This window comes from Arthrobacter sp. NPDC056493 (genome assembly GCF_042795115.1).
Lineage (GTDB): Bacteria > Actinomycetota > Actinomycetes > Actinomycetales > Micrococcaceae > Arthrobacter.
Genome location: NZ_JBHTSL010000007.1, coordinates 42,132 through 68,532 on the forward strand (window position 1 = coordinate 42,132; position 26,401 = coordinate 68,532).

The window sequence follows — 26,401 nt, forward strand, 5'->3', positions numbered from 1 at the left end:
CCGTGCAGGTAGTGCGTGAAGACCTGCCGGACGCAGTGTTGGACGAGGTATAGGAGCACGAATGGAAATCTGGCCCGGATCGGCTTACCCGCTGGGAGCCACGTTTGACGGCACCGGAACCAACTTCGCATTGTTCAGCGAGCACGCAGACAAAGTCGAGCTGTGCCTTTTCGACGACGAGGGGACCGAAACCCGGGTCACGCTCCGCGAGGTCGACGGCTACGTGTGGCACTGCTACCTGCCGCAGATCCAGCCCGGACAGAAGTACGGCTACCGCGTGCACGGCACCTACGACCCCGCCAGCGGCCAGCGCTTCAACGCCAACAAGCTGCTGCTTGACCCGTACGCCAAGGCAGTCTCCGGCCAGATCGACTGGGACCCCGCGCTGTTCTCCTACAACATGGGGGACCCGTCATCGATGAACAACGCCGACTCCGCGCCGCACATGATGATGGGCGTGGTCATCAACCCGTTCTTCGACTGGGACAACGACCAGAACCTGCGCATCCCGTACCACAAGTCGGTCATCTACGAGGCGCACGTCCGCGGGCTCACCGAGCTGCACCCGGAAATTCCCGACGAGCAGCGCGGCACGTACGCCGGCGTGGCGCACCCTGCCGTGATCTCGCACCTGCAGAAGCTGGGCGTCACCGCAATTGAGCTCATGCCCGTGCACCAGTTCGTGAACGACGGCACCCTGCAGGAGAAGGGCCTCAGCAACTACTGGGGCTACAACACCATCGGTTTCTTCGCGCCGCAGAACACCTACAGCTCCACCGGCGACACCGGCCAGCAGGTCCAGGACTTCAAAGCGATGGTCCGCTCGCTGCACCGGGCCGGCATCGAGGTCATCCTCGACGTCGTCTACAACCACACCGCAGAAGGCAACCACCTCGGACCCACCCTGAGCTTCAAGGGCATCGACAACGAGGCCTACTACCGCCTGGTGGACGACGACAAGCAGTACTACATGGACTACACGGGCACCGGCAACACCCTGAACGTCCGCCAGCCGCACTCCCTGCAGCTGCTCATGGACTCGCTGCGCTACTGGGTCACCGAGATGCACGTGGACGGCTTCCGGTTTGACCTCGCCGCCGCGCTGGCCCGCGAGTTTTACGACGTCGACCGGCTCTCCACGTTCTTCGAACTCATCCAGCAGGATCCCGTGGTGTCCCAGGTGAAGCTGATCGCGGAGCCGTGGGACGTCGGGCCCGGCGGGTACCAGGTGGGCAACTTCCCGCCGCAGTGGACCGAGTGGAACGGCAAGTACCGCGACACTGTGCGCGACTTCTGGCGCGGCGAGCCGGCCACGCTGGGCGAGTTCGCCTCGCGCATTACCGGATCCGCTGATCTCTACGAGCACTCCGGCCGCCGCCCGGTCGCCTCGATCAACTTTGTCACCGCACATGACGGCTTCACCCTGCGGGACCTGGTGTCCTACAACGAGAAGCACAACGACGCCAACGGCGAGGACAACAAGGACGGCGAGTCGCACAACCGGTCCTGGAACTGCGGGGCAGAGGGCCCCTCGGACGACCCCAAGGTACTGGGGCTCCGGGCCCGGCAGCAGCGCAACTTCATAGCCACCATGCTGCTCTCGCAGGGTGTGCCGATGATCCTTCATGGCGACGAGCTCGGCCGCACCCAGCAGGGCAATAACAACGGGTACTGCCAGGACTCCGAGCTGACCTGGGTGAACTGGGACAGCGTGGACCAGCCGCTCATCGAATTCACCGCCGCCGTCAACTCGCTGCGGGCCAAGCACCCCACCTTCCGGCGCAGCCGCTTCTTCGACGGCAGGCCCGTCCGGCGTGGCGAAGGCGAGCGGCTGCCGGACATCGTATGGCTGGATCCCGACGGCAACCTCATGTCGCCGGAGGACTGGGACAGCGGCTTCGGCCGGTCGGTGGGCATGTTCCTCAACGGCGACGGCATCCAGGGCCACGACGACCGTGGACGGCGGATCACCGACGTGAACTTCCTGCTGTACTTCAACGCGCACGACGGCGATGTTGAGTTCACGCTGCCGCCGGACGAGTACGCACCCGCCTGGGACGTCATCATCGACACCGCCGGCGGAGGGGCCGACTCCGATCCGGCGAACGCGGGCAGCATGCTGTCCGTGGCGGCCAAGTCGCTCGTGGTGCTGCGCGCGCACAGCGCACCGGAGGAGGAGCCGGACCATTCCGTTGCTGCTTCGCTGGCCGCACTCACGCAGACCGCCACTGCTGAGACCGCTGCCCTCACCGCGCCCGCCATTCCCGATCCGGCCAAGACAAAGAAGCCGGCAATTGAGCGAGCGAAGGCCGCCTGGGAGCAGCCAGCAGCCGAGCCTGCCGTTGCGCCGGCTGCTGAGCCGGTCCCGGAGCCGGCTGCTGAGCCGGACACTGACCCGGTCCCGGAGCCGGCTGCTGAGCCGGAGCCGGAGCCGGACACTGACCCTGCCAAGGCCGCCGCGGAGCAGCCGGCTGCCAAGACGACACGAAACTCGGCGGGAAAGCGGAACGGGAACTCGAAGGCAGGCAAGCCGGCAGGGGAGGGCGCATGAAAACTCCCGTCTCCACGTACCGGCTGCAGATCAGGAAGGGCTTCACGCTGTTCGACGCAGCCGAAACCGTGCCGTACCTGCACTCGCTCGGTGTCGACTGGGTCTACCTTTCGCCGGTCCTGACTGCCGAGCAGGGGTCCGACCACGGGTACGACGTCACCGATCCCTCCGCCGTCGACCCCGAGCGCGGCGGACCGGAGGGCCTGGCGGCCGTTTCCAAGGCGGCCCGCGCCGCGGGCATGGGCGTGCTGATCGACATTGTGCCCAACCACGTCGGCGTCGCCACGCCGGTGCAGAACCCGTGGTGGTGGTCGCTGCTCAAGGAGGGGCGCCAGTCCCGTTACGCCGAAGCGTTCGACGTCGACTGGGACGTTGCCGGGGGACGCATCCGGCTCCCGGTCCTCGGCAGCGACGATGACCTGGACCAGCTCGAAATCAAGGACGGGGATCTGCGGTACTACGACCACCGCTTCCCGCTGGCCGACGGCAGCTACACCGAGGGCGAGTCCCCGCGCGACGTCCACGCCCGGCAGCACTACGAACTCATGGGCTGGCGGCGCGCGGACAACGAGCTGAACTACCGCCGCTTCTTCGCGGTAAACACGCTGGCCGGCGTCCGCGTGGAGATCCCCGCCGTTTTCGATGAGGCACACCAGGAGGTGGTGCGCTGGTTCCGCGAGGGGCTCGCGGACGGCCTGCGGATTGACCACCCGGACGGCCTGGCCGACCCCGAGGGGTACCTGAAGCGGCTCCGTCAGGTGACGGGCGGCGCCTACCTGCTGATCGAAAAGATCCTCGAGCCGGGGGAGCAGCTGCCCGCCGGTTTCGACTGCGAGGGCACCACGGGCTACGACGCCCTCGCCGATGTGGACCGGGTTCTCGTGGACCCCACCGGCCAGGAGGCCCTGGACCGGCTGGACGCCTCGCTGAGCGGAGCCGGGGCCGCCGACTATCAGGACATGATCCGGGGAACCAAGCGCCGGATCACCGACGGCATCCTCCATTCGGAGATCCTGCGGCTGGCCCGGCTGGTGCCGGGCGACGCCGGCCTCCCCGGGGATGCCGCGGCCGACGCGATCGCCGAAATCATCGCCGCCTTCCCGGTCTACCGGACATACCTGCCGGAGGGCGCGGAGGTCCTGAAGGAGGCGTGCGAGCTTGCCGCCCGCCGGCGGCCGGAACTCGACCAGGCCATCCTGGCCTTGCAGCCGCTGCTGCTGGATACGGACCTGGAGCTGGCCCGGCGCTTCCAGCAGACCTCCGGAATGGTGATGGCCAAGGGCGTGGAGGACACCGCGTTCTTCCGCTATAACCGGCTGGGCACGCTCACCGAGGTGGGCGCCGACCCCACCGAGTTCGCCGTGGAGCCGGACGAATTCCATGCCCGGATGGCCCGCCGGCAGGCAGAGCTACCGCTGTCCATGACGACGCTCAGCACCCACGACACCAAACGCAGCGAGGACACCCGGGCACGGATCTCGGTCATCTCCGAGGCGGCCGGCGAATGGGAGAAGGCCCTGGGCCGGCTGCGCTCACTGGCGCCGCTGCCGGACGGCCCGCTGTCCGCGCTGCTGTGGCAGGCCGTTGCCGGCGCCTGGCCCGCCAGCCGGGAACGCCTGCAGTACTACGCGCTGAAGGCTGCACGCGAAGCCGGGAACTCCACCAACTGGACCGATCCGGATCCGGCGTTCGAGGAGAAGCTGGCCGCCGCCGTCGACGCGGTGTTCAGCAACCCTGCGGTCCAGGCCGAGGTGGAGGCCCTCGTGGCACTCCTGGAGCCGCATGGCGCCTCAAACTCCCTCGCGGCCAAGCTCGTGCAGCTGACCATGCCCGGCGTCCCGGACGTGTACCAGGGCACCGAGTTCTGGGACCGGTCGCTGACCGACCCGGACAACCGGCGCCCGTTCAGCTTCGATAACCGCCGCGCCGCGCTGGAGCAGCTGGACGCCGGCGAGCTGCCGCCGTCATTTACGGATGAGCGGACCAAGCTGCTGGTCACCTCGCGCGCGCTGCGGCTGCGTCGTGACCGGCCGGAGCTGTTCACGGGTTACCGACCCGTCAAGGCCAGCGGCCCTGCCGCCGGACACCTGATCGCTTTCGACCGCGGCACCCCCGCAGTGCCGGGTGCATTGACGTTCGCCACCCGGCTCCCCTACGGGCTGGAACAGTCGGGCGGGTGGCGGGCCACCGCCTTCGAACTTAATTCCGCCACGAAGGACGAGCTGACCGGTGCCGGCTTCGGGCCGGGGACCGTGAAGATCGCCGACATCTTCCGGACCTACCCCGTGGCGCTGCTGGTGCCGGAGACAGAACTGACGCAGACAGGAGGAGAGTCATGACGCACACAGGCGAGGCGACCTACCCCCTCGAAGCCGCGAAACCCGTGCAGGGCCCGGCGCGCTTCGACGTCTGGGCACCCAAAGCCGAATCCGTGACGCTGCTCGCCGGCGGGGAACGCTACGCCATGCAGCGCCGGCCCGGCGCCGGACCCGAGGACAAGGGCTGGTGGACCGCCGCCGACGCACCCGCGGACGGCGACCTGGACTACGGGTATCTCCTGGACGGCGACGAAACACCGCTTCCGGATCCGCGGACCCGGCGCCAGCCGAACGGAGTCCACTCCCTCTCGCGTACCTTCGACCCTTCCGCCCACAGCTGGCGTGAGGACGGCTGGCAGGGCAGGGAACTGCAGGGCGCAGTCATCTACGAGCTCCACCTCGGAACGTTCACGCCCGAAGGGACGCTGGACGCGGCCGCCGGCAGGCTGGACTACCTCTCCGGCCTGGGCGTGGACTTCATCGAGCTGCTGCCCGTGAACGCGTTCAACGGCACGCACAACTGGGGCTACGACGGCGTGCAGTGGTTCGCCGTCCACGAGGCATACGGCGGCCCGGAAGCGTACCAGCGGTTCGTCGACGCCGCCCACGCGGCAGGCCTCGGCGTGATCCAGGACGTGGTCTACAACCACCTCGGCCCCAGCGGCAACTACCTGCCGCGGTTCGGGCCGTACCTCAAGCAGGGCGAGGGAAACACGTGGGGCGACTCGGTGAACCTGGACGGGCCCGGCTCCGACCATGTGCGCCGGTTCATCCTGGACAACCTGGCCATGTGGCTGCGTGACTACCGCGTTGACGGCCTGCGGCTGGACGCCGTCCACGCCCTGAAGGACGAGCGGGCGGTCCACATCCTCGAGGACTTCGGGGCGCTGGCCGATCAGATCTCCGCGGAGGTGGGACGGCCGCTGACGCTCATCGCCGAGTCCGACCTCAACAACCCGCGGCTGCTGTATCCGCGGGACGTCAACGGGTACGGGCTGGCAGGGCAGTGGAGCGATGACTTCCACCACGCCGTCCACGTCAACGTCACCGGCGAGACCACCGGCTACTACGGCGACTTCGACTCGCTCGCGGCCCTCGCCAAGGTGCTCCGGGACGGCTTCTTCCACGACGGCAGCTACTCCAGCTTCCGGGAACGCCACCACGGCCGGCCGATCAGTTTCAGCGCGGTCCACCCGGCCGCCCTGGTGGTCTGCTCGCAGAACCACGACCAGATCGGCAACCGCGCCACCGGGGACAGGCTCTCCCAGACGCTGCCGTACGGAAGCCTGGCGCTGGCCGCCGTGCTCACCCTGACGGGACCTTTCACGCCCATGCTGTTCATGGGCGAGGAGTACGGCGCCACCACGCCGTGGCAGTTCTTCACCTCGCACCCGGAACCCGAGCTCGGCAAGGCCACCGCGGAAGGCAGGATCAGGGAGTTCGAACGCATGGGGTGGGATCCCGCCGTCGTGCCTGATCCGCAGGATCCGGAGACGTTCCGCAGGTCCAAGCTGAACTGGGCGGAAGCCTCCGCCGGCCACCACGCGCGGCTGCTGGAGCTGTACCGTTCGCTCACCGCGCTGCGCCGCTCCACGCCGGACCTCACCAAGCTCGGCTTCGAGGACACGCACGTGGAGTTCGACGAGGACGCCCGCTGGCTGCGGTTCCGGCGCGGCGGCGTGCAGGTACTGCTCAACTTCTCCGGGCAGCCGGTGAGCCTGGCGGGTGCGGGGCCGGCCCTGCTGCTGGCCACCGACGACGCGGTGCGGCTGGAAGGGGAACGTGTGGAGCTCGGGCCGCTGAGTGCCGCCGTCGTCAGCGACTGACTGCCTTTCCCGACGCGTTCCGGGGCGGCGTCCACCATCGGTGACCGGATGGTGGACGCCCGCCCCGCTGCAGGGGCGCGGCTGGCAGGATGGAACGTATGACTTATGTGGCCTCGGACACCCGCTATGACACCATGCCGTACCGCCGCGTCGGACGCAGCGGCCTGAAACTGCCCGCCATCTCGCTGGGCCTGTGGCACAACTTCGGCGACGACAAGCGCTTCGACGAACAGCGCGCCATCCTGCGCCGCGCCTTTGACCTTGGCGTCAATCACTTCGACCTGGCCAACAACTACGGCCCGCCGGACGGCTCCGCGGAGACCAACTTCGGCCGGCACCTGCAGGGCGACTTCAAGCCGTACCGCGACGAGCTGGTCATCTCCACCAAGGCCGGCTACTACATGTGGCCCGGCCCGTACGGCGAGTGGGGCTCGCGGAAGTACCTGATCTCCAGCCTGGACCAGTCGCTGCAGCGGATGGGCCTGGACTACGTGGACATCTTCTACAGCCACCGCCCGGATCCGGAGACGCCGCTGGAGGAGACCATGGGCGCGCTCGATTACGCGGTCCGCTCCGGCAAGGCCCTGTACGCGGGCATCTCCTCCTATACCCCGGAGCAGACGCTCGAGGCAGCCCGCATCCTGAAGGAACTCGGCACGCCGCTGCTCATCCACCAGCCCAGTTACTCCATGCTGAACCGCTGGACCGAGAACGGCTCGCCCAACCTGTACGAGGCCCTGGAGCAGGTGGGCGCCGGCTCCATCGCGTTCTCCCCGCTGGCCCAGGGCATGCTGACTGACCGCTACCTCGACGGCGTCCCGGCGGATTCCCGCGCCGCCAAGGCGAGGTTCCTCTCCGAATCGGCCCTGACCGAGGACAAGCTGGACAGGGTCCGCGGGCTGAACGCCATCGCCGCCGGCCGCGGACAGTCGCTGGCACAGATGGCCATCGCCTGGATCCTCCGCGACCAGCCCAAGGGCTCCCCGGTGACCTCTGCGCTCGTCGGCGCGTCCAGCGTCAGGCAGCTCGAGGACACCCTGGCCGCCATCAACAACCTGGAGTTTAGCGCCGAGGAGCTGACGGCGATCGATGAGTTCGCCGTCGAATCCGACATCAACCTCTGGGCGCAGCGGGTCTGACCCCCGCTGCAAAACCGACACGTAATCAAGCGGCCGGGGACGGCGGGAACAAAGCCGGCCCCGGCAGCGTTTGGTTAGACTGATAAGCGCGCCGCGTGGCGCGGTGCCCGTCAGACGCCGTCGTACAGCAAGGTACAGACGCGCAGGGCACATGAAGTTTGTTCTCAAAGGAGTTCCGTGTCTTCAAATCCGATTCGTGTAGCAATCGTCGGCGTGGGTAACTGTGCCGCTTCGCTGGTTCAGGGTGTTCATTACTACCGGGATGCCGACCCCAAGGCCACGATTCCGGGTCTGATGCACGTCGAGTTCGGCAAGTACCACGTCAACGACGTCCAGTTCGTGGCCGCTTTCGATGTCGACGGCAAGAAGGTCGGCGTCGACCTCGCCGATGCGATCCTGGCCAGCGAGAACAACACGATCAAGCTCGCCGAGGTCCCGCCGACCGGTGTTGCTGTCCAGCGCGGCCACACCCTGGACGGCCTGGGCCGGTACTACCTGGAGACCATCGAACAGTCCACCGAGGAACCTGTCGACGTGGTCCAGGCCCTGAAGGACGCCCAGGTGGACGTTATGGTCTGCTACCTGCCGGTGGGGTCCCAGGAAGCCGCAGAGTTCTACGCCCAGGCCGCGATCGACGCGGGCGTGGCCTTCGTGAACGCGCTGCCGGTATTCATCGCCGGCACCAAGGAATGGGCCGACAAGTTCACCGCCGCCGGTGTGCCGATTGTGGGCGATGACATCAAGAGCCAGATCGGCGCCACCATCACCCACCGCGTGATGGCGAAGCTGTTCGAAGACCGCGGCGTCACGCTGGACCGCACGTACCAGCTGAACGTGGGCGGCAACATGGACTTCAAGAACATGCTGGAGCGCGACCGGCTTGAGTCGAAGAAGATCTCCAAAACCCAGGCCGTGACCTCCAACGTGGAGGCCGAGCTCGCCGCGAAGGACGTCCACATCGGCCCGTCCGACTACGTGCAGTGGCTTGACGACCGCAAGTGGGCCTTCGTCCGCCTGGAAGGCCGCAACTTCGGCGACGCGCCGGTGTCCCTCGAATACAAGCTCGAAGTCTGGGACTCGCCGAACTCCGCGGGTGTGATCATCGACGCGATCCGTGCGGCGAAGATCGGCCTGGACCGCGGCATCGGTGGCCCGCTGGTCTCGGCGTCGAGCTACTTCATGAAGTCCCCGCCGGAGCAGTTCAACGACGACCTTGCCCGCGAAAAGGTTGAGGCCTTCATCCGCGGCGACCTCGACCGCTAACCCTTCCGGACGCGCTCTCACTTCCTGCGGGTTTTGACCGTACGCTTCCTCACCTCTTGCGGGTTTTAACGCGATCCTTCCTCAGATCCCGTCGGGTTTAACCGGACGCTTCCTCACGTCTCGTCCGGATTGACGCGATGCTCCCTCACCTTCGAGTGGGGGAGCACCGCTGTTTAAGCGTCCTGTTCGTAGCGCCGGATCGCGTGGCTCGCCTGTGCGAGTGCCAGCAGCTTCAGGACCAGCTGGCTGTGCAGGTGCATGCCCACGGCCGCCGTCATGATCAGCTGGTTGACGTCCTCCGGTGCTGTCGTGGCCGAGATATTCACTGCGGCAATCGCGTCCACCGCCTGGCTGTAGGCGTCGAGCAGCTCGGCTGTGACGGGTACGCCGAGGCTTTCCATCAGGACCAGCTGGGCATTGAGGGCGTTCCTGGCGTCGCTCGGCACGTCCGGCCAGTTCCGGAAACGGACGACGGCGTCACCCGCCGGCGTCCGCAGGTCGCCGTGCGCCGCACTCACGTCGTCGAGGCCCAGGACTGTGCGCTGGACCGCGGCCAAAAGCTCAAGGCGGGGTGCGCCGCCGTCGGCCATTCTGAGCAGGGAACCGATCTGGGCGATTTGCAGGCCGACCACGCGCCGCAGCGCCTGGATCAGTGCCAGCCGGCTCACATGGTGCTCGGAATACTCGGCCCGCGTGGCATGAACCGACTGGCCCGCGGGCAGCAACCCTTCGCGGAGGTAGAACTTGATGCTGGCGGGGGAGACTCCCGTCCGCTCGCTGAGCTCCTTCAGCTGCATGCCCGCTCCGTTCCTCGCGGCGGCAGCCTTTGGATAGCTGCCGCCGCGCTGGCTATCTTGATGTACACGACTGGATAGTGCTCCTATCCTAGATGCATGGAGCCTTGGAATGTACTGCTTGCCAGCCACGTCATTGCTGCACTCTTTGTCCTCGCCATCGGCCCGGTCCAGATCCTTCGCCGCCGGCGGGACCGCACCCACCGCACCATGGGATACCTGTGGGTCGCGGCCATGTACTTCGTGTGCTTCAGCAGCTTCTGGATCGTCAGCGACGGGCATTTCAGCTGGCTTCACGGGCTCTCGGCGTTCACGATCGTGACCGTCACGCTCGGGCTCATCAGCGCGGTTCGGCGGAACATCCCGGCGCACCGGGGGAATATGATCGGCAGCTACATTGGTATAGCCGTGGCGTTCGCTTTCGCAGTCTCGGCGCCGGGCCGTGCGATTCCGCGCCTCCTGGCCGCGGACGCTTCGACGGCCGTGTACGTGACCGCACTGGTGGCGCTCAGCGTCGCCGTCGTCTTCTTTTCGCTTCGACGCGGCGAGGGCCGGCGATCCGAGGACCCGAGGCGAAAGCAGGACCAGTCCGTGGCTGCAACTTCCGCAGGACCCGCCGCCAGCCCAAAGTAGAGGCTGACCAACGCTTCCTCACGTCTCGTCGCCTTGCCCCAGACGCTTCCTCACGTCTCGTCGCTTCACCGCTGACGCTTCCTCACGGTCCGTCGGCGCATCTCCCTGCCTGTGGATAACTTCTGCGGGGTAGGCCGATTTCGAGCAAGAATGCCGTATGCATATACGAACAGATCTTCCTGCCAGCTTGGTCTCTGCCCCCTTCACGCTGGGGTCTGCTAAGGCTTCTGGAATTCCACCCGACAGGCTGCGACGGGCCGACGTCGCGCATGTAAGTCGTGAACTGTACCGCCCGGCCGGCTGGAGCTTCGAGCTTGAGGCGGCGTCCCGGGCACTGTCTGCGGCATCCCCCGGAGCATGGATATCGCACGTCACAGCCGCACGGATTCGGAGCCAAATCCTGCCGCCGTGGTTGGCGGATTCGACCGAGTTGCATTTGAGCAAACCCCATTCGCTGCCGGAGGTGCGGCGAAGAGGGGTGACCGGGCATTCGGTGTTGGCATTCGAGGATGAGATCGAAACCGTCGACGGCATCCGTGTCAGCACGAGGTCCCGCACCTGGCTCGACATGGCGAGGCGGCTGTCGGAGCGCGAACTGGTCTGCATGGGCGACCAGCTCATCCGCGTTCCCAGGGCAGTTTTCGAAGACCGCACCCTGCCGTTCGACACGCTTGACGGCCTGCGTGCCCTCGTGGGCCGCCATCCGAATCTTCAGGGTGTGGTCTGGGCGCGGGCCGCGATCGAGAGGATGCGGGTGGGAGCTGACTCGGCGCCGGAGTCGCTGCTGCGCCTCGCGATGGAGGACGCAGGCCTACCGGAGCCTCAGCTGCAGGTGCCCCTGAGAGAGCACGACGCCGTCGGGCCGTCTGCAGATCTCGGCTACAGGCAGCGTCGGATTGCCATACAGTACGACGGCGAACACCACCTTCTCGAGGCCCAGATCCTCAGCGACAGGCGGCGGAACAAAGCATTCGAGGCTGCTGGATGGGCCGTGGTGGTGTTCGGCAAGAAGGACTTGGCTGACGGCTTCGATCGGGCCATCCGGCAGATCAAGCGGGCGATGCGCACGAACCCGCTGGACCATCCTCAAGCGTCCGGATTTGCCGATGCGGTGTGAGGAAGGGTTTGGGTTGACGCGGCGAGAGGTGAGGAAGGGTTTGGGGTGGGGCGGCGAGAGGTGAGGAAGGGTTTGGGCAAACCCGGCGGGAGGTGAGGCAGGGTTTGGGGTGGGGCGGCGGGAGGTGAGGAAGGGTCGGTGCAAACCCGGCGGGAGGTGAGGAAGGGTCGGTGCAAACCCGGCGGGAGGTGAGGAAGGGGCTAGAAGAGACCGACAGGATTGCCGTCGTCGTCCACGTCCATCCGCATTGCCGCCGGAACGGCCGGGAGGCCGGGCATGGTCATTACCGCTCCGGTCAGGGCCACGATGAAGCCGGCCCCGGTCTTGGGAATGAGGTCGCGCACATGGATGGTGAACCCCTTGGGCGCCCCCAGCCGCGAGGCGTCGTCCGTGAATGAGTACTGCGTTTTCGCCATACAGACCGGCAGCCCGGACCAGCCGTTCTTTTCGATGTCCGCCAGCCGGCGCAATGCAGGCACAGAAAAGTCCACGCCGTCGGCGCCGTAAATTTCCTGGACGATGGTGCGGATCTTGTCCTCCACCGACATGTCCAGCGGGTAGAGATGCCGGAACGACGACGGCCCGTTCACCACGGCGGCGACCTTGGCAGCCAGCTCATCCCCGCCGTCGCCGCCCCCGCCCCGTCCCCAGATGTCCGCCACCGAGGCCTGGATGCCCTCGCCTGCGCACCAGCCGATCAGCCAGTCGAGCTCCTCCTGGGTGTCGGAGGGAAACTTGTTGATCGCCACCACTGGCGTCACGCCGAACCGCTCCACATTCCGGACATGCCGGCGCAGGTTCACAACGCCCGCCGCCACAGCCTCCACGTTGGGCGCGTTCAGCCGGTCTTTGGGAATCCCGCCCTGCATCTTGAGTGCGCGAACGGTTGCCACCACCACGACGGCGGCCGGCGCCACATCAGCGATCCGCGCCTTAATATCCATGAACTTTTCCGCGCCGAGGTCGGCCCCGAATCCCGCCTCCGTCACCACGATGTCAGCGAGCCTCCGGGCGGTCTGCGTGGCGATTAGCGAGTTGCAGCCGTGGGCAATGTTCGCGAACGGCCCGCCATGGACCAATGCGGGGGTACCGGCGATGGTCTGGACGAGGTTCGGCTTGATCGCGTCCTTCAGCAGCATCGTCAGCGCGCCCTGCACGCCCAGGTCCGCAACGGTAACCGGCGCCCGGTCATAGGTGTAGCCGAAAGTGATCCGGCCCAGCCGGTCCCGCAGGTCGGCGATGTCAGTCGCGAGGCAAAAGACAGCCATGATTTCGGATGCGACGGTGATGTCGAAGCCGTCCTGGCGGGGGACGCCCTGCGTAGGCCCGCCCAGACCAATGACCACCTCGCGGAGGGAGCGGTCATTCATGTCCAGCACCCGCTTGAACGTCATGCGGCGCGGGTCGATGTTCAGTTCGTTGCCCTGGTAGATGTGGTTGTCCACTAGGGCCATCAGGGCATTATTGGCGGATGTCACTGCATGGAAGTCGCCGGTGAAATGCAGGTTGATTTCGTCCATGGGCAGCACCTGGGACAGCCCGCCGCCCGTGGCTCCGCCCTTCATGCCGAGGATGGGGCCGAGCGAGGGCTCGCGCAGCGCGACCATCACCTTATGGCCTGCCCGGGCCAGCGAGTCCGCCAGTCCCACCGTCGTGGTTGATTTTCCTTCCCCGGCCGGCGTTGGCGACATCGCCGAAACCAGGACCACTTTTCCGGCGGGTGCGGGCGCTGACAGCTTGGCGGGGTCGATCTTGGCCTTGTAGCGGCCGTAGAGCTCCACTGCCCCGGCATCGATGCCGGCAGCCGCGGCGATTTCCTCGATTGGCCGCAGCACCGCCCTGCGGGCAATGTCCAGGTCGCTCAGGGGAGTGCTGCTCTGGCCGGTACCGCTCGGGGGAGTGCTGTCAGACATCGGTGTCCTTTCCGGATGGGTCTAGCCGGTGAGCTGTGCCCCGTAGACGGCGGCCATGGGGTGGCTGGAGGCGTATTCGTCGACGGCGGCGTGGTAGCTGTCGAGGGTGATGGCGGCCGTCCGTTGCCAGCCGGAGTTTGCTGCGTGGATGGCGGCGGCGGTGCCCATGTTCTGTCGGGTGTCGGGGTCGTCGTGGAGTGCTTCGAGGGCGTCGGCCCAGTCGGCGGCGTGGTGTCCGTCCACGAGGAGGCCCGTGCGGCCATGGCTGACGGCACGGGTGAGTCCGCCGACTCGGGTGGCGAGGACGGGGGTGCCGCAGGCCTGGGCCTCAAGGGCGACCAGGCCGAAAGATTCGCTGAAGGAGGGCATGACGACGACGTCGGCGGCCCGGAACCAGCCGGCAAGTTCGGGTGCGCTGACTGGCGGGTGGTGGGTGACGACGTCGTCGAGTCCGGCGGCGCTGACGAGGGTATTGAGGTTGAAGTCCTTGGCGCCGCTCAGCGCTCCGAGGATGGTGAGTTTGAGGTCGATGTCGGGGCGGCGGCGACGAAGCAGGGCGGCGGCCTTGAGTAGGATCTGCGGGCCTTTGAGGCGCTGGATCCGGCCGGCAAAGAGCAGGTGAAAGGTGCCGGGGGCGATGCCGTGGCCGGCGCGGGACAGGGCGCGGAACGCGGGGGTGAAGACCGAGAGGTTCACGCCGGGGGGTGCGACGTCGATGTGGTCGAAGTCGGCGCCGTAGTGGGAGACAAGTTCGGCGGCTTCGGCGGTGGTGTTGGCAATGAGGCGGGTGGCGCCGTCGACGATGTGGTGTTCGCCGTCTTCGCGGCGGCGGGGTTCGGGCTGTTCGCCGGAGTGCAGGAGGAGGTTCTTGACTTTGGCCATGGTGTGCATGGTGTGCACGAGCGGGACGTTCCACAATGCGGACAGTTCAAGGCCGGCGACGCCGGAGACCCAGTAGTGGGAGTGGATGAGGTCGTAACGGCCGTGGGGCTGCTGGGCGCGGACGCGCTCGATTTCGGCGACCATGCTGTGCAGCAGTTCGGGAAGTTCTTCTTTGGGGAGTCTGCGGGGCGGCCCGGCCATGACGTTGTGCACGCAGACGCCGGGGTCGGGATGTTCGACGGCGGGCTGGCCGGCGGCCGTGGAACGGGTGAAGATCTCCACTTCGATGCCGGTTTCGGCCAGGGCGGAGGCGAGGCCGCGGATGTAGACGTTCATGCCGCCGGCGTCCCCGGAACCGGGCTGTTCCATGGGGGAGGTATGCAGCGACAGGAAAGCCACTCGTTTGATCACGGACATGGCCCTCCCTCCTCTCCGGACTGCTAGAACTGCGTCGGGTAAAACACTACTCCTCAACGGTCAGCGGAACGGTGGTGCTGCAACTGCTGCCGACGTGGCGTCCCACACGTACAGCGGGGCGTCGGCCGGTTGTAGCACGGTCCTGCTAAAACCCGCACGGCCCTGCTAATACCAGCCCCGGCTTGCCTCGCTCCCACGCCGCCCGGCCAGCCTTGTCACCGCCGCCACAGCGCGGCCAGCTCTGGAAACGCGGCCTCGTAGCCCGTAAGCAACGCGCCAGCCAGCTCCGCGGAACCGACCAGCGGGTGTTCGGCGAAGGCCGCCAGTGCCGCATCGCGGTCACCAGTGGACGCAGCCCGGACGGTGAGCCGCTCCACCTTCTTGACCTGCTGCAGGAGGCCCAGCTGCGGTTCGGCGGGCCTGTCCTGCGGGATCGGCACCACCCCGTCAGGCGTGACCGTGCAGGGAACTTCGACGACGGCGTCCGCCGGCAGCCCGGGAATCGCGGCCTGGGAGCCGCCCGCGCCCGCGGGGGACTGCCCGGGGGAGTTCGGTGTGTTGAGGATCAGCTCCGCCCCGGCGCCCACACCGTCGACGCCGGCCCCTCCGGCCAGCGCCCGCATCACCGCCAGCGCCACCTGCTCGTAGCCGCCGCCGGCAAGGTCCTCGGGGTTCCGCGACTCGCCGCCGGCCCTGGCCTCGGCCAGATACCCCTCCTCGCGGGACCGCCGGGCAGCCTCCCACATGCCGTACGCGTCCCCGCCGGCAGTGGCCAGCCGCGGATACAGCTCAGCCTGCTGGCCGTGGATCGACTCACCGCGCGTCTTCGCCATGGCGCGCATGCCGGCCGCCGCGCGCGCCATCTCGTAGTAGTAGAACAGGTATTCGTTCGGCAGCAGCCCCAGCTCGCGCAGGAAAGCCTGCGGAAACAGCCGGCCCTCCTCAAATCCGGCCAGGGCTCCGGCATCGGCCAGCAGCCCGGGAAGGACATCCCGGCCGCCGCTCTCCAGCCGGTACAGCCAACCGAGGTGGTTCAGCCCGTAGTAGCCCACGCCGTCGAGCTTTCCTCCCGGCAAGTGCACGCCGGCCGCCCTGGCGGCGCGGTGCACCAGGGCGCTCGCGGAGTCACAGATGCCGATCACCTTCCTGCCCAGCACGGGAACCAGCGCCTCGGTGACCATCCCCGCCGGGTTGGTGAAGTTGACCAGCCACGCGTCCGGGCAGTGCGTCCGCATGCTCCCTGCGAGCTCCAGCATGGCCGGGATGGACCGCAGCGCGTAGGAGATGCCGCCCGCGCCGGTGGTTTCCTGCCCCAGCAGCCCGAGCTCCCGGGCCACCCGTTCGTCGGCAACCCGGCCGGCCGTGCCGCCCGGGCGGATGGCGGCGAACACCACATCCGTCCCGTTGAGTGCCTGGGGCAGGGACGTCGTGGACGTCACCGCTGGCGGACGGCCGGAGGAACGTACGACGGCGGAACTTCCGTCCGCCGCACCGCTCACCTCCGAGGACATGGACCGCAGGACGGCTTCGATGGCGGCCAGGCGGCCGCCGTCGACGTCGAACAGCACCACCTCGCTGACCAGGCCTGAAGAGGGTCCGGAACACAAGGCACGGTAAACAAGGGGAACCCGGAATCCGCCGCCGCCGGCGATCATGAGCCGCATGGCAGGAGTCTATGCGGAGCAGCCCACGAAGCGGCCGGAATTGCGGCGAGGCAGCCACCCGGAAGCGTCCTGACCCCCAGATCGCGGGGTTTCAACGCCAAGGTACAGAGCGTAATGTGCCGAACATGGAGGCGAATCCCGCACGCCGTTTCGACCCGCTCTCGGCCGTCCGCAGACAGTCGGCCGGAGAGTTCGATCTGCTGCTGGCCGGGACCGTTTTTCAGGACATCATCTTCACCGGGCTGCCGCACGCGCCCGAGCCCGGAACGGAAATCTGGAGCGAGGGAATGGGCAGCTGCCCGGGCGGCGTGGCCAACCAGGCCATCGCGGCAGCGCGCCTTGGCTTGCGGACGGGTTTAGCGGCTGCCTTCGGGGACGACGGCTACGGCGACTACAACTGGAAAATCCTGGACCGGCAGGAGCACGTGGACCTCTCCCTGTCCCGCCGGGTCCCGGGCTGGCACTCCCCGGTGACCGTATCCCTGAGCGTGAACCACGACCGCTCGATGGTCACACACGGGCACCCGGCGCCGGTAAGCGCCTCCGAGCTGATCGGGGAGCCGCCCTGCGCGCTGGCTGCCGTGGCGGACCTCGGCCATGAACTGGAGCCGTGGGCGCTCGCGGCGCACAGGGACGGGGTGAAGCTGTTCGGCGACGTCGGCTGGGATCCCACCGGTGAATGGGCCCACGCACGGCTCGCGAACCTGCAGTACTTCCACGCCTTCATGCCCAACCAGCGCGAGGCCATGGCCTTCACCGGCAAGGACGATCCGTGGGCTGCGCTGTACTCCCTGGCGGACCGGGTCCCGGTGGCGGTGGTGACCCTTGGGGCGCAGGGAGCAGTGGCCGTGGACTCGGAAACCGGCGAGGAGGAATGGGTGCCGTCGCTGCCGGTCGCCGCCTACGATCCGACCGGTGCCGGGGACTGCTTCGGGGCCGCATTCATCGTCGGGAGCCTGGCGGGGTGGCCCCTCAGCGACCGGCTTCGTTTCGCCAACCTCTGCGCCGCGCTGGCAGTGCAGGAAGTGGGCGGTTCCCTCGCGGCGCCCGGGTGGGGAGACATTGCCGACTGGTGGAAGCGCGCCAACGCCCGGCCCGAACGCCGCGGCAGCCAGTGGCTGCGCCGCTACTCGTTCCTCGCCGACATCGTCCGCGACGTTCCGCAGGAGGCCCAGCGGCGCGCTGCCGCCACCATCGCGCACCTCTCGGACGCCTGAGCAGGCACCGGGAGGCAAGGCGCCGGCCGCCCCGCCACTGCGACGCGCAGCCTGCCCTGCGACGGCCGCCCGGCCACTGCGACGCGCGGCCTGCCCTGCGACGCGCAATTGGCCCGGAGACGCGCACATTCCCGTGTCCTCCGGCCGCATGCGCATCGCCGGGAACTTTCCGCGTCGCCGGAGCGCCCGGGAACACGGCAATTATTCGGCCGGAGGCGCCAGCACTAGAATCAGTAGGGTGATTTATCCAGCAGCAACAGGTGACCGCCCGGCAGTAGCGGGCCCGGCCGGTACGTTCCACGGTTCCGCCCGGACGGCCCATGAGCGTTCCGCAGTGATCGACCTTGAGGCCATCCGGCACAACGTCCGCCGGATCGCCGCGGCCGCCGAGCCGGCCAAGGTCATGGCAGTCGTCAAGGCCGACGCCTACGGACACGGCGCAGTGCCGGTGGCCCGTGCGTCCCTCGAGGCAGGCGCCAGCTGGCTGGGCGTGGCGCACATCTCCGAGGCGCTGGCCCTGCGCGCCGCAGGCATCGAAGCCCCGCTGCTCGCCTGGCTGCACACCCCGGAAAGCAACTTCGGCGCGGCGGTGGCTGCCGGCGTCGATATCGGGTGCTCCGGCTGGGAGCTGGAACAGATCGTGGCCGCCGCCCGGGAACAGGAACGGCCGGCACGCGTTCATCTTAAAGTCGACACCGGACTTGGCCGCAACGGCGCCACCGTCGAGGTGTGGGACCGTCTGGTGGGCGAAGCCGTGGACTACCAGGACCAAGGGCTGCTGCGCGTAGTGGGCATCTTCTCCCACCTTGCCGTGGCCGACGAACCCGAGCGCCCCGAAACCGACGACCAGCTCGCCGCGTTCCGCGAAGTCCTGGCCATCGCCGAGGATGCCGGTGTGGACCCCGAAGTCCGCCATCTGGCCAACACCCCGGCCACGCTGTCCCGGCCCGACACGCACTTCGACCTGGTCCGCGCGGGGCTCGGAATCTACGGCCTCTCGCCCTTCGAGGGGCAGACTTCCGCGGAACTGGGCCTCCGCCCCGCGATGACCCTGCGCACTGTCGTGTCCCACTGCAAGGACGTGCATTCCGGCCAGGGCGTTTCCTACGGCTTCAATTACCACACCTCCGGCGAGAGCACGCTGGGGCTTATTCCGCTGGGCTACGCCGACGGCGTTCCCCGCGTCGCCACCGGCGGCCCGGTCCGCGTGGAGGGCGTCACCTACCCCGTGGTGGGACGGATCGCGATGGACCAGATGGTGATCGACCTCGGCCCTCTCGATGTGAGCCGGGGTGGCCGCAGCGTCCTCGGAGCAGAGGCGGTCCTCTTCGGCGACGGAGCCGACGGCGGCCCCACGGCCGATGACTGGGCCCGCGCCGCCGGCACCAACAATTACGAGATCGTCACCCGCATCAGCCCCCGCGTGCCCCGCACCTACATCAACGAGTCGCCGGTCAACGAGTCGCCGGTCAACGAAGTGCCGGCCAGCGGATCGCCCGCCACCGAATCGCCGGCGCCGTGAGCGTCCCGGAGGCCGGCAGCGATTCGCTGTGGGTCCAGACCCTGACGGTTACGACGGCGGACCAGACCCACGCGCTCGGCGCGGCTCTGGCGGAGGTGCTCCGGGCGGGGGACCTCCTGGTGCTCACCGGCGAACTGGGCGCCGGCAAGACCACCTTCACCCAGGGCCTGGGCGAGGGCCTGGGTGTCCGCGAGGGCATCATTTCGCCGACCTTCGTGCTGGTGCGCATCCACCCGAACCTCCCCGACGGCCGGCGTCCCGGCGGGCCGGACCTGGTGCACGTGGACGCGTACCGGCTGGGATCGGCGTCGGAAATCGACGATATTGACCTGGAGAACACCCTGGACTCCGCCGTGACCGTGGTGGAGTGGGGCCGGGACCGCGTGGAGCACCTGACCGAGAGCCGGCTCGAGGTGGAACTGCACCGCCAGCTGGGCGGCGCCGGCGTCGTGCCCCTTCACGCCGGTCACGGTTCAACCGGACCCGGCACGGCGCCCGGTCCGGCGGCGTCGGGCACTGAAGCGCCGGTCTTGGACTTCGAGTCGGAGGACGACGACGAGCCCCGCACCATCATCATCCGCGGCTTCGGGCCGCGCTGGGCCGAGCAGCCCGTTCTGGCCGCGGAAGGAATCTCCTGATGCTCATACTCGCCATCGACACCTCAGCCGTGGCCAGCGCCGCGCTGGTATCTGACGACGCCCTGGAAGGCGTGGTGGGCAGCTTTTCCACCGAGGACACGAGAAGCCACGCCGAAGTCCTGGCGCCCGGAATCGAGCGGCTGCTGGCAGACGCCGGAGTAACCGGAGCAGACATTGACGCGATCGTTGTGGGCGTTGGTCCCGGTCCGTTCACCGGGCTCCGGTCCGGCATTGCGACGGCGCGTACCCTGGCCTTCGTCTGGAACACGCCGCTGCACGGCATGATGAGCCTCGACGCCGTCGCCCTCGAGGTGGCCGAGTCCACCGAAGCGCCGGCCGAATTCCTGGTGGCCACGGACGCCCGGCGCAAAGAGGTCTACTGGGCGCGCTACACCCTGGCCGCGGGCCAGCTGCCGAAGCTCACGGACGGTCCGCACGTGGGCTTCGCCGCTAACCTTCCCGACCTGCCCGCCTACGGCGCGGGCGCAGGGCTGTACCCCGACGACGTGCGTGCGGATCCGGACTTCAGCACCGAGCAGCCGGACGCACTGTACCTGGGCCAGTTTGCGCTGGCGAGGCTGGCAGCCGGCGGGGAACTCCTTGACTCCACGCCGCTCTACCTCCGCGAATCCGACGCCCAGGTCCCCGGCCCCCGGAAGCGTGCCCTGTGAACCTGCTGCCCGAATCATCCGGCAACCCGGGACCCGGCAACCCCACTTCCGGGATTCAAACACCCGGTGAAGCGCCTGTCCTGCCCCGCCAATTAGCCTCGGGCGTGACCGTCCGTGACATGCTTCCCGGCGACATCCCGGCCGTCCACGAGCTGGAGGTCCGGCTGTTCCCGGTGGACGCGTGGCCGCTGCAGATGTTCTGGGACGAACTGCTGCAGCCGGAAACCCGCAGATACCTAGTGGCTGAAGCACCGGACGGCATCGTCGGCTATGCGGGGCTCATGTGCGTGGAACCGATCGCCGACGTCCAGACCATAGCCGTCGTTCCCGAGTTCGAGGGCAAGGGCATCGGCACGGCGCTCCTCACCGACCTGATCACCGAGGGGCGGCGCCGCGGTGCAGCGGACATCCTCCTCGAGGTCCGTGCCGACAACCCGCGCGCCCAGCAGCTGTACGTCCGCTTTGGCTTCGAGCAGATCCACGTGCGGAAGCGGTACTACCGCGACGGCGTCGACGCCCTGATCATGCGGCTTCAGCTGGAGGACGTGCTCGGTGTGCACAGTGACGTCGTGCACCAGGACACCGTGCACGAGGCCACAGTGCACCCGGACACCGTGCACGACGCCGGTCCCCAGCCCCTGCAGACTGACGAAGCCGGCAGTGCCGGCGAAACCGCGCCGACGGAGGCAGACCAGAAATGAACCGCTCGCAGCCGCTAGTTCTCGGCATTGAGTCATCGTGCGATGAAACGGGCGTCGGCATCGTCCGCGGCACCGACCTCCTGACCAACACGGTGTCCTCCTCCATGGAGGAGCACGTCCGGTTTGGCGGCGTCATCCCGGAAATCGCCTCGCGCGCCCACCTGGATGCCTTCGTTCCTGCCCTGCAGGCGGCCCTGGCTGAGGCGGATGTGACCCTGGACGAGATCGACGCCATTGCGGTGACGTCCGGTCCGGGGCTGGCCGGAGCACTGATGGTCGGCGTGTGCGCCGCGAAGGCGCTCGCCGTTGCCACGGGCAAACCGCTCTATGCCATCAACCACCTGGTGGCCCACGTGGGCGTCGGCCTGCTGAACTCCCGCCCCGGCGTCGGAACGGGCCCCGGCGGCGGCGCGGACAAGCCGGTCCTGCCAGAGAACCCCATCCTGCCCGAGAATCTGGGCGCCCTGCTGGTCTCCGGCGGCCACACCGAGATCCTGCGCATCCGGAGCATTACCGACGACGTCGAGCTGCTCGGCTCCACCATCGACGACGCCGCTGGCGAGGCCTATGACAAGGTCGCCAGGATCCTGGGCCTCGGCTACCCCGGCGGCCCGGCCATTGACCGGCTGGCGCGCGAAGGCAACGCCAAAGCCATCCGGTTCCCGCGCGGACTCACGCAGCCCAAATACATGGGCACCGCGGAGGAGCCCGGCCGGCACCGCTACGACTGGTCCTTCAGCGGACTGAAGACCGCGGTGGCCCGGTGCGTGGAGCAGTTCGAAGCCGCGGGCGAACCGGTGCCGGTGGCGGACATCGCGGCAGCCTTCCAGGAGGCCGTGGTGGATGTCATTACCTCCAAGGCCGTCCTCGCCTGCCGGGAGCGTGGCATCACCGACGTGCTGCTGGGCGGGGGAGTGGCCGCCAATTCGCGGCTGCGGCAACTGACCGAACAGCGCTGCTCAGCCGCCGGCATTACGTTGCACGTTCCGCCGCTGGACCTGTGCACGGACAACGGCGCGATGGTGGCGGCGCTCGGCGCGCAGCTGGTCATGGCGGGCATCGAACCCAGCGGCATAGACTTCGCGCCGGACTCGTCCATGCCGGTGACAACGGTGTCGGCGCCAAGTGGGTCGCAGATCAAGGCGTTCTCGGCGTTGGGAACGCCCTCAACTGCTACCTAGTTGGGCCACGCGCAAACTCAGGCGGTGGGGCCGTTCCGCATCTGCTTCACGAGGTCGAGGACCACGGCCTGCAGGTTGCCGTGGTTCTCGGCGGCCACCCGGCGCTGGCGCTGGTACCCCGCGCCGCGGCTGATGATCTTTTCGACGTCGGCCAGCTCATCCGGGCAGCCCAGCTTCGCGGCGACGGGTTCGAGCCGGTTGAGCGTCTCCAGCAGGTGGTCGGTGACGAGCTGCTCGTTGCCCTCGGCGTCGAGGATAATGATCGCGTCCATGCCGTAGCGGGCGGCCCGCCACTTGTTTTCCTGGACGTGCCACGGGGGCATGGTGGGGATGCTGCCACCGGCGTCCAGGATGTCGGAGAATTCGTGGACCAGGCACTGCGTCAAAGCTGCCACGGCGCCCACTTCCTCGAGCGTGGCCAGGCCGTCGCAGATGCGCATCTCAATGGTTCCGAGGGCCGGCACCGGGCGGATGTCCCAGCGGATCTCCGAGATCGTGTCGATCACGCCGGTGGTGAACATGTCCTGGACGTAGGACTCGTATTCTTCCCAGCTGGCGAACTGGAAGGGAAGTCCCGCCGTCGGCAGCTGCTGGAACATGAGCGCCCGCTGCGAGGCGTAGCCGGTGTCCTCGCCGCCCCAGAACGGGCTGGACGCGGACAGGGCCTGGAAATGCGGGAAGTAGTTGACCAGGCCGTCCAGCACGGGGAGGACCTTGCTGCGCCGGTCCAGGCCAACGTGGACGTGCACCCCGTAGATCACCATCTGCCGGCCCCACCACTGCGTGCGGTCGATCAGCTTCGCGTAGCGTTCCTTGTCTGTGACCGGCTGCAGCTGCGGCGGGCTGAACGGGTGGCTCCCGGCGCAGAACACTTCAACGCCCATCGGGTCCGTGACTTCACGAACGGCGGCCAGCGAACGGGCGAGGTCTTCCTTGGCTTCCGCGGCGGTCTCGCAGATGCCGGTCACCAGCTCGACGGTATTGAGCAGCAGCTCCTGCTTGATGTGTGGGTGCTCGTCATCCTCGTTCAGCTCGGGATGCCGTGCCACGACCCCGCGCAGCACGTCGTTGGCCACCGACGACAGTTCGCCGGTCTGCGCATCCACCAGCGCGAGTTCCCATTCCACACCAAGAGTTGATTGCCTGGATGAAGCGAAATCAATCTTCATGTGTTCCTCGCTGTGTGCTGGCTGATGCCGAATGGACCGGGTGCCGTCCGTTCCTGACGAACGGCTGGCAGGGGGAACGGTCTTCCAAGTCTAGTGCAGGGGTAGCATCGAGGTGATGGCTTGGCTATACAGGGCGCGTGAGAGTCTTCACAAAACCAGCCGCCCCACTTCCCCGCAAAAACATTCCGGCATTGCATCCGCGCGGACCGCACCTGCCGCATCTGCGGCAGCGCTTGCGGCGCTGTTCGCCATGGCGTCGTGCACGGTGCCGCCGTCACCTGGGCCGGAACAGCGCACGACGACGGCGCCCGCGGCTTCCGCTTCCGGCTCACCGACGGTGCCCCAGACGGATGCATCCAGTCCGGCCCCGTCCACGGCGAAGCCCGCGCCGAGGGAAACCGCGGCGCTGGGCTGGGGCCCGCAGCAGCGGGACGCCGACGCCGCCGCCGCGGCGGTGGCGAAGATGACCCTCGAGGAGAAGGCCGGGCAGGTGCTCCTGCCCTTCTACACCGGCCTCGACCACGAAGCCCAGGCAGCGACCATCGAACGACTTCACCTTGCCGGTTCGATGATCATGGCCGACAACGTGCCCGGAACCGCCACCGGCCTGGTGGACGTCCCGGCGCTGGCCGGCGTGACGCGCCGGCTGGACAAGGCCGCCCGCTCCGGCGGCCGCACCTGGTCCGGCCTGATCGGCGTCGACCAGGAAGGCGGGGCAGTGAGCCGCGTCGGCGCACCGCTGACCCGCTGGCCCACGCCCATGAGCTACGGCGCGGCCGGCAGCGTGCCCCTGGCCGCCGAGGCCGGCACAGGCCTCGCGGCGGAACTCGCGCCGCTGGGCTTCACCGTGGACTTCGCGCCCGCGGCCGACGTCACGATGGGACCGGCCGATCCCACCATCGGTGCCCGTTCCATGTCAGCTGACGCCCGTGCCGCGGCATCGCTGAGTGCCGGCTTCGCCAGGGGCATGCTGGCAGGCGGCGTGCTGCCCACCGTTAAGCACTTTCCCGGGCACGGCTCGGTGACCACCGATTCCCACAAGGGCCTCCCGGTCCAGAACGCCAGCCTCGCGCAGCTGAAGGCGCGGGACTGGAAGCCGTTCCAGTCCGCGGTCAAGGCGGGTGCGCCCATGATCATGACCGGACACATCGCCGCGCGGGCACTGGATCCGGGCGTGCCCGCGTCCCTCTCGAAGGCAACCTACAGGGCGCTCCGCGGCCTGGGCTTCAAGGGCGTGGCCGTCACGGACGGGCTGAACATGGGCGCGGTGGCCGGCCGCTACCCCCTCGGTTCAGCGGCGCCCGCCGCGCTGGCGGCCGGCGCGGACCTGCTGCTGATGCCGGCGGACGCAGCCGCCGCCCATGCCGCCGTCGTCCGTGCGGTCACGGAGGGAAAGCTCCCGCCGGCGCGGCTCGAGGACGCGGCCCGCCGGGTGGTCACCATGATGATCTGGCGCGGAAGGACAGCCCAGCCTAAGCCCGCCGCGGCGCCGGGAAGCGGCGAAGCGCTGTCCGCCAAGATTTCGGCCCGCGCCATCACGGTGGTGGCCGGCCTGTGCAAGGGCGCTTCCGTGCGCGGCAACGTGCGCGTGGAAGGGGGCACGCCCGTGGACCGGGCCCGTTTTGCCGCTGCGGCCAAGGAGGCGGGGATCACCCTGGGCACGACGGGGCCGCTGGTCAGCCTGATCAGCTACGGCGCCGGCCCCACGAAGGGCGACGTTGCGGTGGCCCTGGACGCGCCCTGGCCCCTGGCGCAGTCCGTCGCGCCCACGAAGATCGCCCTCTACGGCCGAACGCCCGGAGCGTACAAGGCGCTGCTGGCCGTCCTGGCAGGCAAGGCCACCGCCCCCGGAAAGCTGCCGGCCGCCGTCGGACCCTACCGGCCCGGCACCGGCTGCCGATAGCAGCGGGCTGCACGTAACAAAGGCAGTGCCGCCGTTTAATGGAGGGGTGCCGATTCTGAATAAAGACATGACCCTGTGCATCTCCCTCTCGGCCCGGCCGAGCAACAACGGGACCCGCTTCCACAACCACCTGTACGACCAGCTGGGCCTGAACTGGATCTACAAGGCCTTCGCGCCCACCGACCTGGCCCAGGCGATCGCGGGCGTCCGCGGCCTGGGGATCAGGGGCTGCGCCGTCTCCATGCCCTACAAGGAGGATGTGATCGCCCTGGTGGACGCCATGGACCCGTCCGCCAAGGCCATCGATTCCGTCAACACCATCGTCAACGACGGCGGGCGGCTGACCGCGTACAACACCGACTACACCGCGATCGAGCAGCTGCTGCAGCGCAACGCCGTGCCTGTGGAGTCGTCGGTGCTGCTTAAGGGCGCCGGAGGCATGGCCAAGGCCACCGCCGCAGCCCTGCGCGACGCGGGCTTCAAGGACGTCACCCTCATCGCCCGCAACGAGGCAACGGGCCGGGCGCTCGCCGATCTCTACGGCTTTGCCTGGCGTGCGGAGCTCGGCACCGGCCCGGAGGCCACCGCGGACGTGATCATCAACGTGACCCCCGTGGGAATGGCCGGCGGACCGGAATCCGACGCGCTGTCCTTCCCCGCCGAAACCATCGGGGCCGCCAAGATTGTGTTCGACGTCGTGGCGCTGCCCGCTGAAACGCCGCTCATCAAGGCGGGGCGGGACGCCGGCAAGCAGGTCATCACCGGCGCCGAGGTGGCCACCATCCAGGCATTGGAGCAGTTTGTGTTGTATACGGGCATCCGCCCCACGGACCAGCAGGTCCGGGACGCCGAGGCGTTCGTGCGGGCCCAGTAGTTACACGG

The 26,401-nt window shown here is 68.4% G+C and carries 19 protein-coding genes and 1 pseudogene; 15 read left to right on the forward strand and 5 right to left on the reverse strand.

The annotated features are described in order from the left end of the window. The first annotated feature begins 61 nt into the window (after positions 1-61). From glgX to ACFQ50_RS04820, 5 genes are all read left to right on the forward strand, one after another. On the forward strand, positions 62-2,551 hold the full coding sequence (glgX, locus tag ACFQ50_RS04800; protein WP_377994365.1) for a glycogen debranching protein GlgX: 2,490 nt from the start codon (positions 62-64) through the stop codon (positions 2,549-2,551). Next, entirely contained in the window at positions 2,548-4,890 is a 2,343-nt protein-coding gene (treY, locus tag ACFQ50_RS04805; protein WP_377994366.1) for a malto-oligosyltrehalose synthase, read from the forward strand. Before glgX ends, treY begins: the two co-directional genes overlap by 4 nt. Further along, the gene (gene treZ / locus ACFQ50_RS04810) at positions 4,887-6,695 is read left to right on the forward strand and encodes a malto-oligosyltrehalose trehalohydrolase (RefSeq protein ID WP_377994367.1); all 1,809 of its coding nucleotides are present in this window, start codon (positions 4,887-4,889) and stop codon (positions 6,693-6,695) included. The genes treY and treZ overlap by 4 nt, the downstream gene beginning before the upstream one ends. Positions 6,696-6,793: 98 nt before the next feature. After that, positions 6,794-7,834, forward strand: a complete 1,041-nt coding sequence (mgrA, locus tag ACFQ50_RS04815; RefSeq protein WP_377994368.1) for an L-glyceraldehyde 3-phosphate reductase — start codon at positions 6,794-6,796, stop codon at positions 7,832-7,834. Between the two features lie 177 nt (positions 7,835-8,011). Then, positions 8,012-9,097 (forward strand): inositol-3-phosphate synthase, encoded by a 1,086-nt coding sequence (locus tag ACFQ50_RS04820; protein WP_377994369.1) that lies wholly within the window; start codon positions 8,012-8,014, stop codon positions 9,095-9,097. A 173-nt stretch (positions 9,098-9,270) separates the two neighbouring features. On the opposite strand, the gene ACFQ50_RS04825 is transcribed toward ACFQ50_RS04820, so the two are convergent. Continuing rightward, the gene (locus ACFQ50_RS04825; protein ID WP_377994370.1) at positions 9,271-9,894 is read right to left on the reverse strand and encodes a MerR family transcriptional regulator; all 624 of its coding nucleotides are present in this window, start codon (positions 9,892-9,894) and stop codon (positions 9,271-9,273) included. Positions 9,895-9,990: 96 nt separating this feature from the next. On the opposite strand from ACFQ50_RS04825, the gene ACFQ50_RS04830 reads away from it, so the two are divergent. Beyond that, positions 9,991-10,524 carry a DUF2306 domain-containing protein gene (locus ACFQ50_RS04830; protein WP_377994371.1) on the forward strand — a complete coding sequence of 178 codons (534 nt, stop codon included), beginning with the start codon at positions 9,991-9,993 and terminating at the stop codon, positions 10,522-10,524. 436 nt (positions 10,525-10,960) lie between these two features. Further along, complete coding sequence (locus ACFQ50_RS04835; protein WP_377994372.1) at positions 10,961-11,641, forward strand: hypothetical protein; 681 nt, start codon at positions 10,961-10,963, stop codon at positions 11,639-11,641. A gap of 200 nt (positions 11,642-11,841) precedes the next feature. Here ACFQ50_RS04835 and ACFQ50_RS04840 read toward each other — a convergent pair whose 3' ends face one another. From ACFQ50_RS04840 to ACFQ50_RS04850, 3 genes are all read right to left on the reverse strand, one after another. Beyond that, complete coding sequence (locus tag ACFQ50_RS04840) at positions 11,842-13,554, reverse strand: formate--tetrahydrofolate ligase (protein WP_377994373.1); 1,713 nt, start codon at positions 13,552-13,554, stop codon at positions 11,842-11,844. Between the two features lie 21 nt (positions 13,555-13,575). Next, entirely contained in the window at positions 13,576-14,853 is a 1,278-nt protein-coding gene (gene mshA, locus ACFQ50_RS04845; protein WP_377994374.1) for a D-inositol-3-phosphate glycosyltransferase, read from the reverse strand. 215 nt (positions 14,854-15,068) lie between these two features. Further along, positions 15,069-16,517 carry a 6-phospho-beta-glucosidase gene (locus tag ACFQ50_RS04850; protein WP_377994375.1) on the reverse strand — a complete coding sequence of 483 codons (1,449 nt, stop codon included), beginning with the start codon at positions 16,515-16,517 and terminating at the stop codon, positions 15,069-15,071. A gap of 125 nt (positions 16,518-16,642) precedes the next feature. Between ACFQ50_RS04850 and ACFQ50_RS04855 the strand changes: the two genes are divergently transcribed. From ACFQ50_RS04855 to tsaD, 6 genes and pseudogenes are all read left to right on the forward strand, one after another. After that, positions 16,643-17,734 carry a carbohydrate kinase family protein gene (locus ACFQ50_RS04855; RefSeq protein ID WP_377994376.1) on the forward strand — a complete coding sequence of 364 codons (1,092 nt, stop codon included), beginning with the start codon at positions 16,643-16,645 and terminating at the stop codon, positions 17,732-17,734. Positions 17,735-17,972: 238 nt separating this feature from the next. Further along, entirely contained in the window at positions 17,973-19,256 is a 1,284-nt protein-coding gene (gene alr / locus ACFQ50_RS04860) for an alanine racemase (protein ID WP_377994377.1), read from the forward strand. Beyond that, entirely contained in the window at positions 19,253-19,894 is a 642-nt protein-coding gene (tsaE, locus tag ACFQ50_RS04865) for a tRNA (adenosine(37)-N6)-threonylcarbamoyltransferase complex ATPase subunit type 1 TsaE (protein WP_377994378.1), read from the forward strand. Before alr ends, tsaE begins: the two co-directional genes overlap by 4 nt. After that, positions 19,894-20,565, forward strand: a complete 672-nt coding sequence (gene tsaB, locus ACFQ50_RS04870; RefSeq protein ID WP_377994379.1) for a tRNA (adenosine(37)-N6)-threonylcarbamoyltransferase complex dimerization subunit type 1 TsaB — start codon at positions 19,894-19,896, stop codon at positions 20,563-20,565. The genes tsaE and tsaB overlap by 1 nt, the downstream gene beginning before the upstream one ends. Positions 20,566-20,684: 119 nt before the next feature. Next, a pseudogene (gene rimI, locus ACFQ50_RS04875) lies at positions 20,685-21,104 on the forward strand (ribosomal protein S18-alanine N-acetyltransferase); the annotation flags it as partial. Between the two features lie 158 nt (positions 21,105-21,262). Next, positions 21,263-22,447, forward strand: coding sequence for a tRNA (adenosine(37)-N6)-threonylcarbamoyltransferase complex transferase subunit TsaD (gene tsaD, locus ACFQ50_RS04880; protein ID WP_377994380.1), 1,185 nt, complete (start codon positions 21,263-21,265; stop codon positions 22,445-22,447). A 17-nt stretch (positions 22,448-22,464) separates the two neighbouring features. Here the strand turns inward: tsaD and ACFQ50_RS04885 are convergent, their stop codons facing one another. Continuing rightward, positions 22,465-23,616 (reverse strand): glutamate--cysteine ligase, encoded by a 1,152-nt coding sequence (locus ACFQ50_RS04885; RefSeq protein ID WP_377994381.1) that lies wholly within the window; start codon positions 23,614-23,616, stop codon positions 22,465-22,467. Between the two features lie 115 nt (positions 23,617-23,731). Here ACFQ50_RS04885 and ACFQ50_RS04890 point away from each other — a divergent pair, with 115 nt between their 5' ends. Both ACFQ50_RS04890 and ACFQ50_RS04895 read left to right on the forward strand, forming a co-directional pair. Next, positions 23,732-25,519, forward strand: coding sequence for a glycoside hydrolase family 3 N-terminal domain-containing protein (locus tag ACFQ50_RS04890; protein WP_377994382.1), 1,788 nt, complete (start codon positions 23,732-23,734; stop codon positions 25,517-25,519). Positions 25,520-25,565: 46 nt separating this feature from the next. Further along, positions 25,566-26,393, forward strand: a complete 828-nt coding sequence (locus ACFQ50_RS04895; RefSeq protein WP_377994383.1) for a shikimate 5-dehydrogenase — start codon at positions 25,566-25,568, stop codon at positions 26,391-26,393. The last annotated feature ends 8 nt before the right edge of the window (positions 26,394-26,401 follow it).

Bases quoted from the DNA above. Each gene is read 5' to 3' on its own strand.
- tsaB (WP_377994379.1), top strand. From the start codon at position 19,894: ATGCTCATACTCGCCATCGACACCTCAGCCGTGGCCAGCGCCGCGCTG.
- ACFQ50_RS04890 (WP_377994382.1), top strand. From the start codon at position 23,732: ATGGCTTGGCTATACAGGGCGCGTGAGAGTCTTCACAAAACCAGCCGC.
- mgrA (WP_377994368.1), top strand. From the start codon at position 6,794: ATGACTTATGTGGCCTCGGACACCCGCTATGACACCATGCCGTACCGC.
- ACFQ50_RS04830 (WP_377994371.1), top strand. From the start codon at position 9,991: ATGGAGCCTTGGAATGTACTGCTTGCCAGCCACGTCATTGCTGCACTC.
- treZ (WP_377994367.1), top strand. From the start codon at position 4,887: ATGACGCACACAGGCGAGGCGACCTACCCCCTCGAAGCCGCGAAACCC.
- tsaD (WP_377994380.1), top strand. From the start codon at position 21,263: ATGAACCGCTCGCAGCCGCTAGTTCTCGGCATTGAGTCATCGTGCGAT.
- treY (WP_377994366.1), top strand. From the start codon at position 2,548: ATGAAAACTCCCGTCTCCACGTACCGGCTGCAGATCAGGAAGGGCTTC.
- ACFQ50_RS04885 (WP_377994381.1), bottom strand. From the start codon at position 23,616: ATGAAGATTGATTTCGCTTCATCCAGGCAATCAACTCTTGGTGTGGAA.
- glgX (WP_377994365.1), top strand. From the start codon at position 62: ATGGAAATCTGGCCCGGATCGGCTTACCCGCTGGGAGCCACGTTTGAC.
- mshA (WP_377994374.1), bottom strand. From the start codon at position 14,853: ATGTCCGTGATCAAACGAGTGGCTTTCCTGTCGCTGCATACCTCCCCC.
- ACFQ50_RS04850 (WP_377994375.1), bottom strand. From the start codon at position 16,517: ATGCGGCTCATGATCGCCGGCGGCGGCGGATTCCGGGTTCCCCTTGTT.
- ACFQ50_RS04825 (WP_377994370.1), bottom strand. From the start codon at position 9,894: ATGCAGCTGAAGGAGCTCAGCGAGCGGACGGGAGTCTCCCCCGCCAGC.
- ACFQ50_RS04855 (WP_377994376.1), top strand. From the start codon at position 16,643: ATGGAGGCGAATCCCGCACGCCGTTTCGACCCGCTCTCGGCCGTCCGC.
- ACFQ50_RS04840 (WP_377994373.1), bottom strand. From the start codon at position 13,554: ATGTCTGACAGCACTCCCCCGAGCGGTACCGGCCAGAGCAGCACTCCC.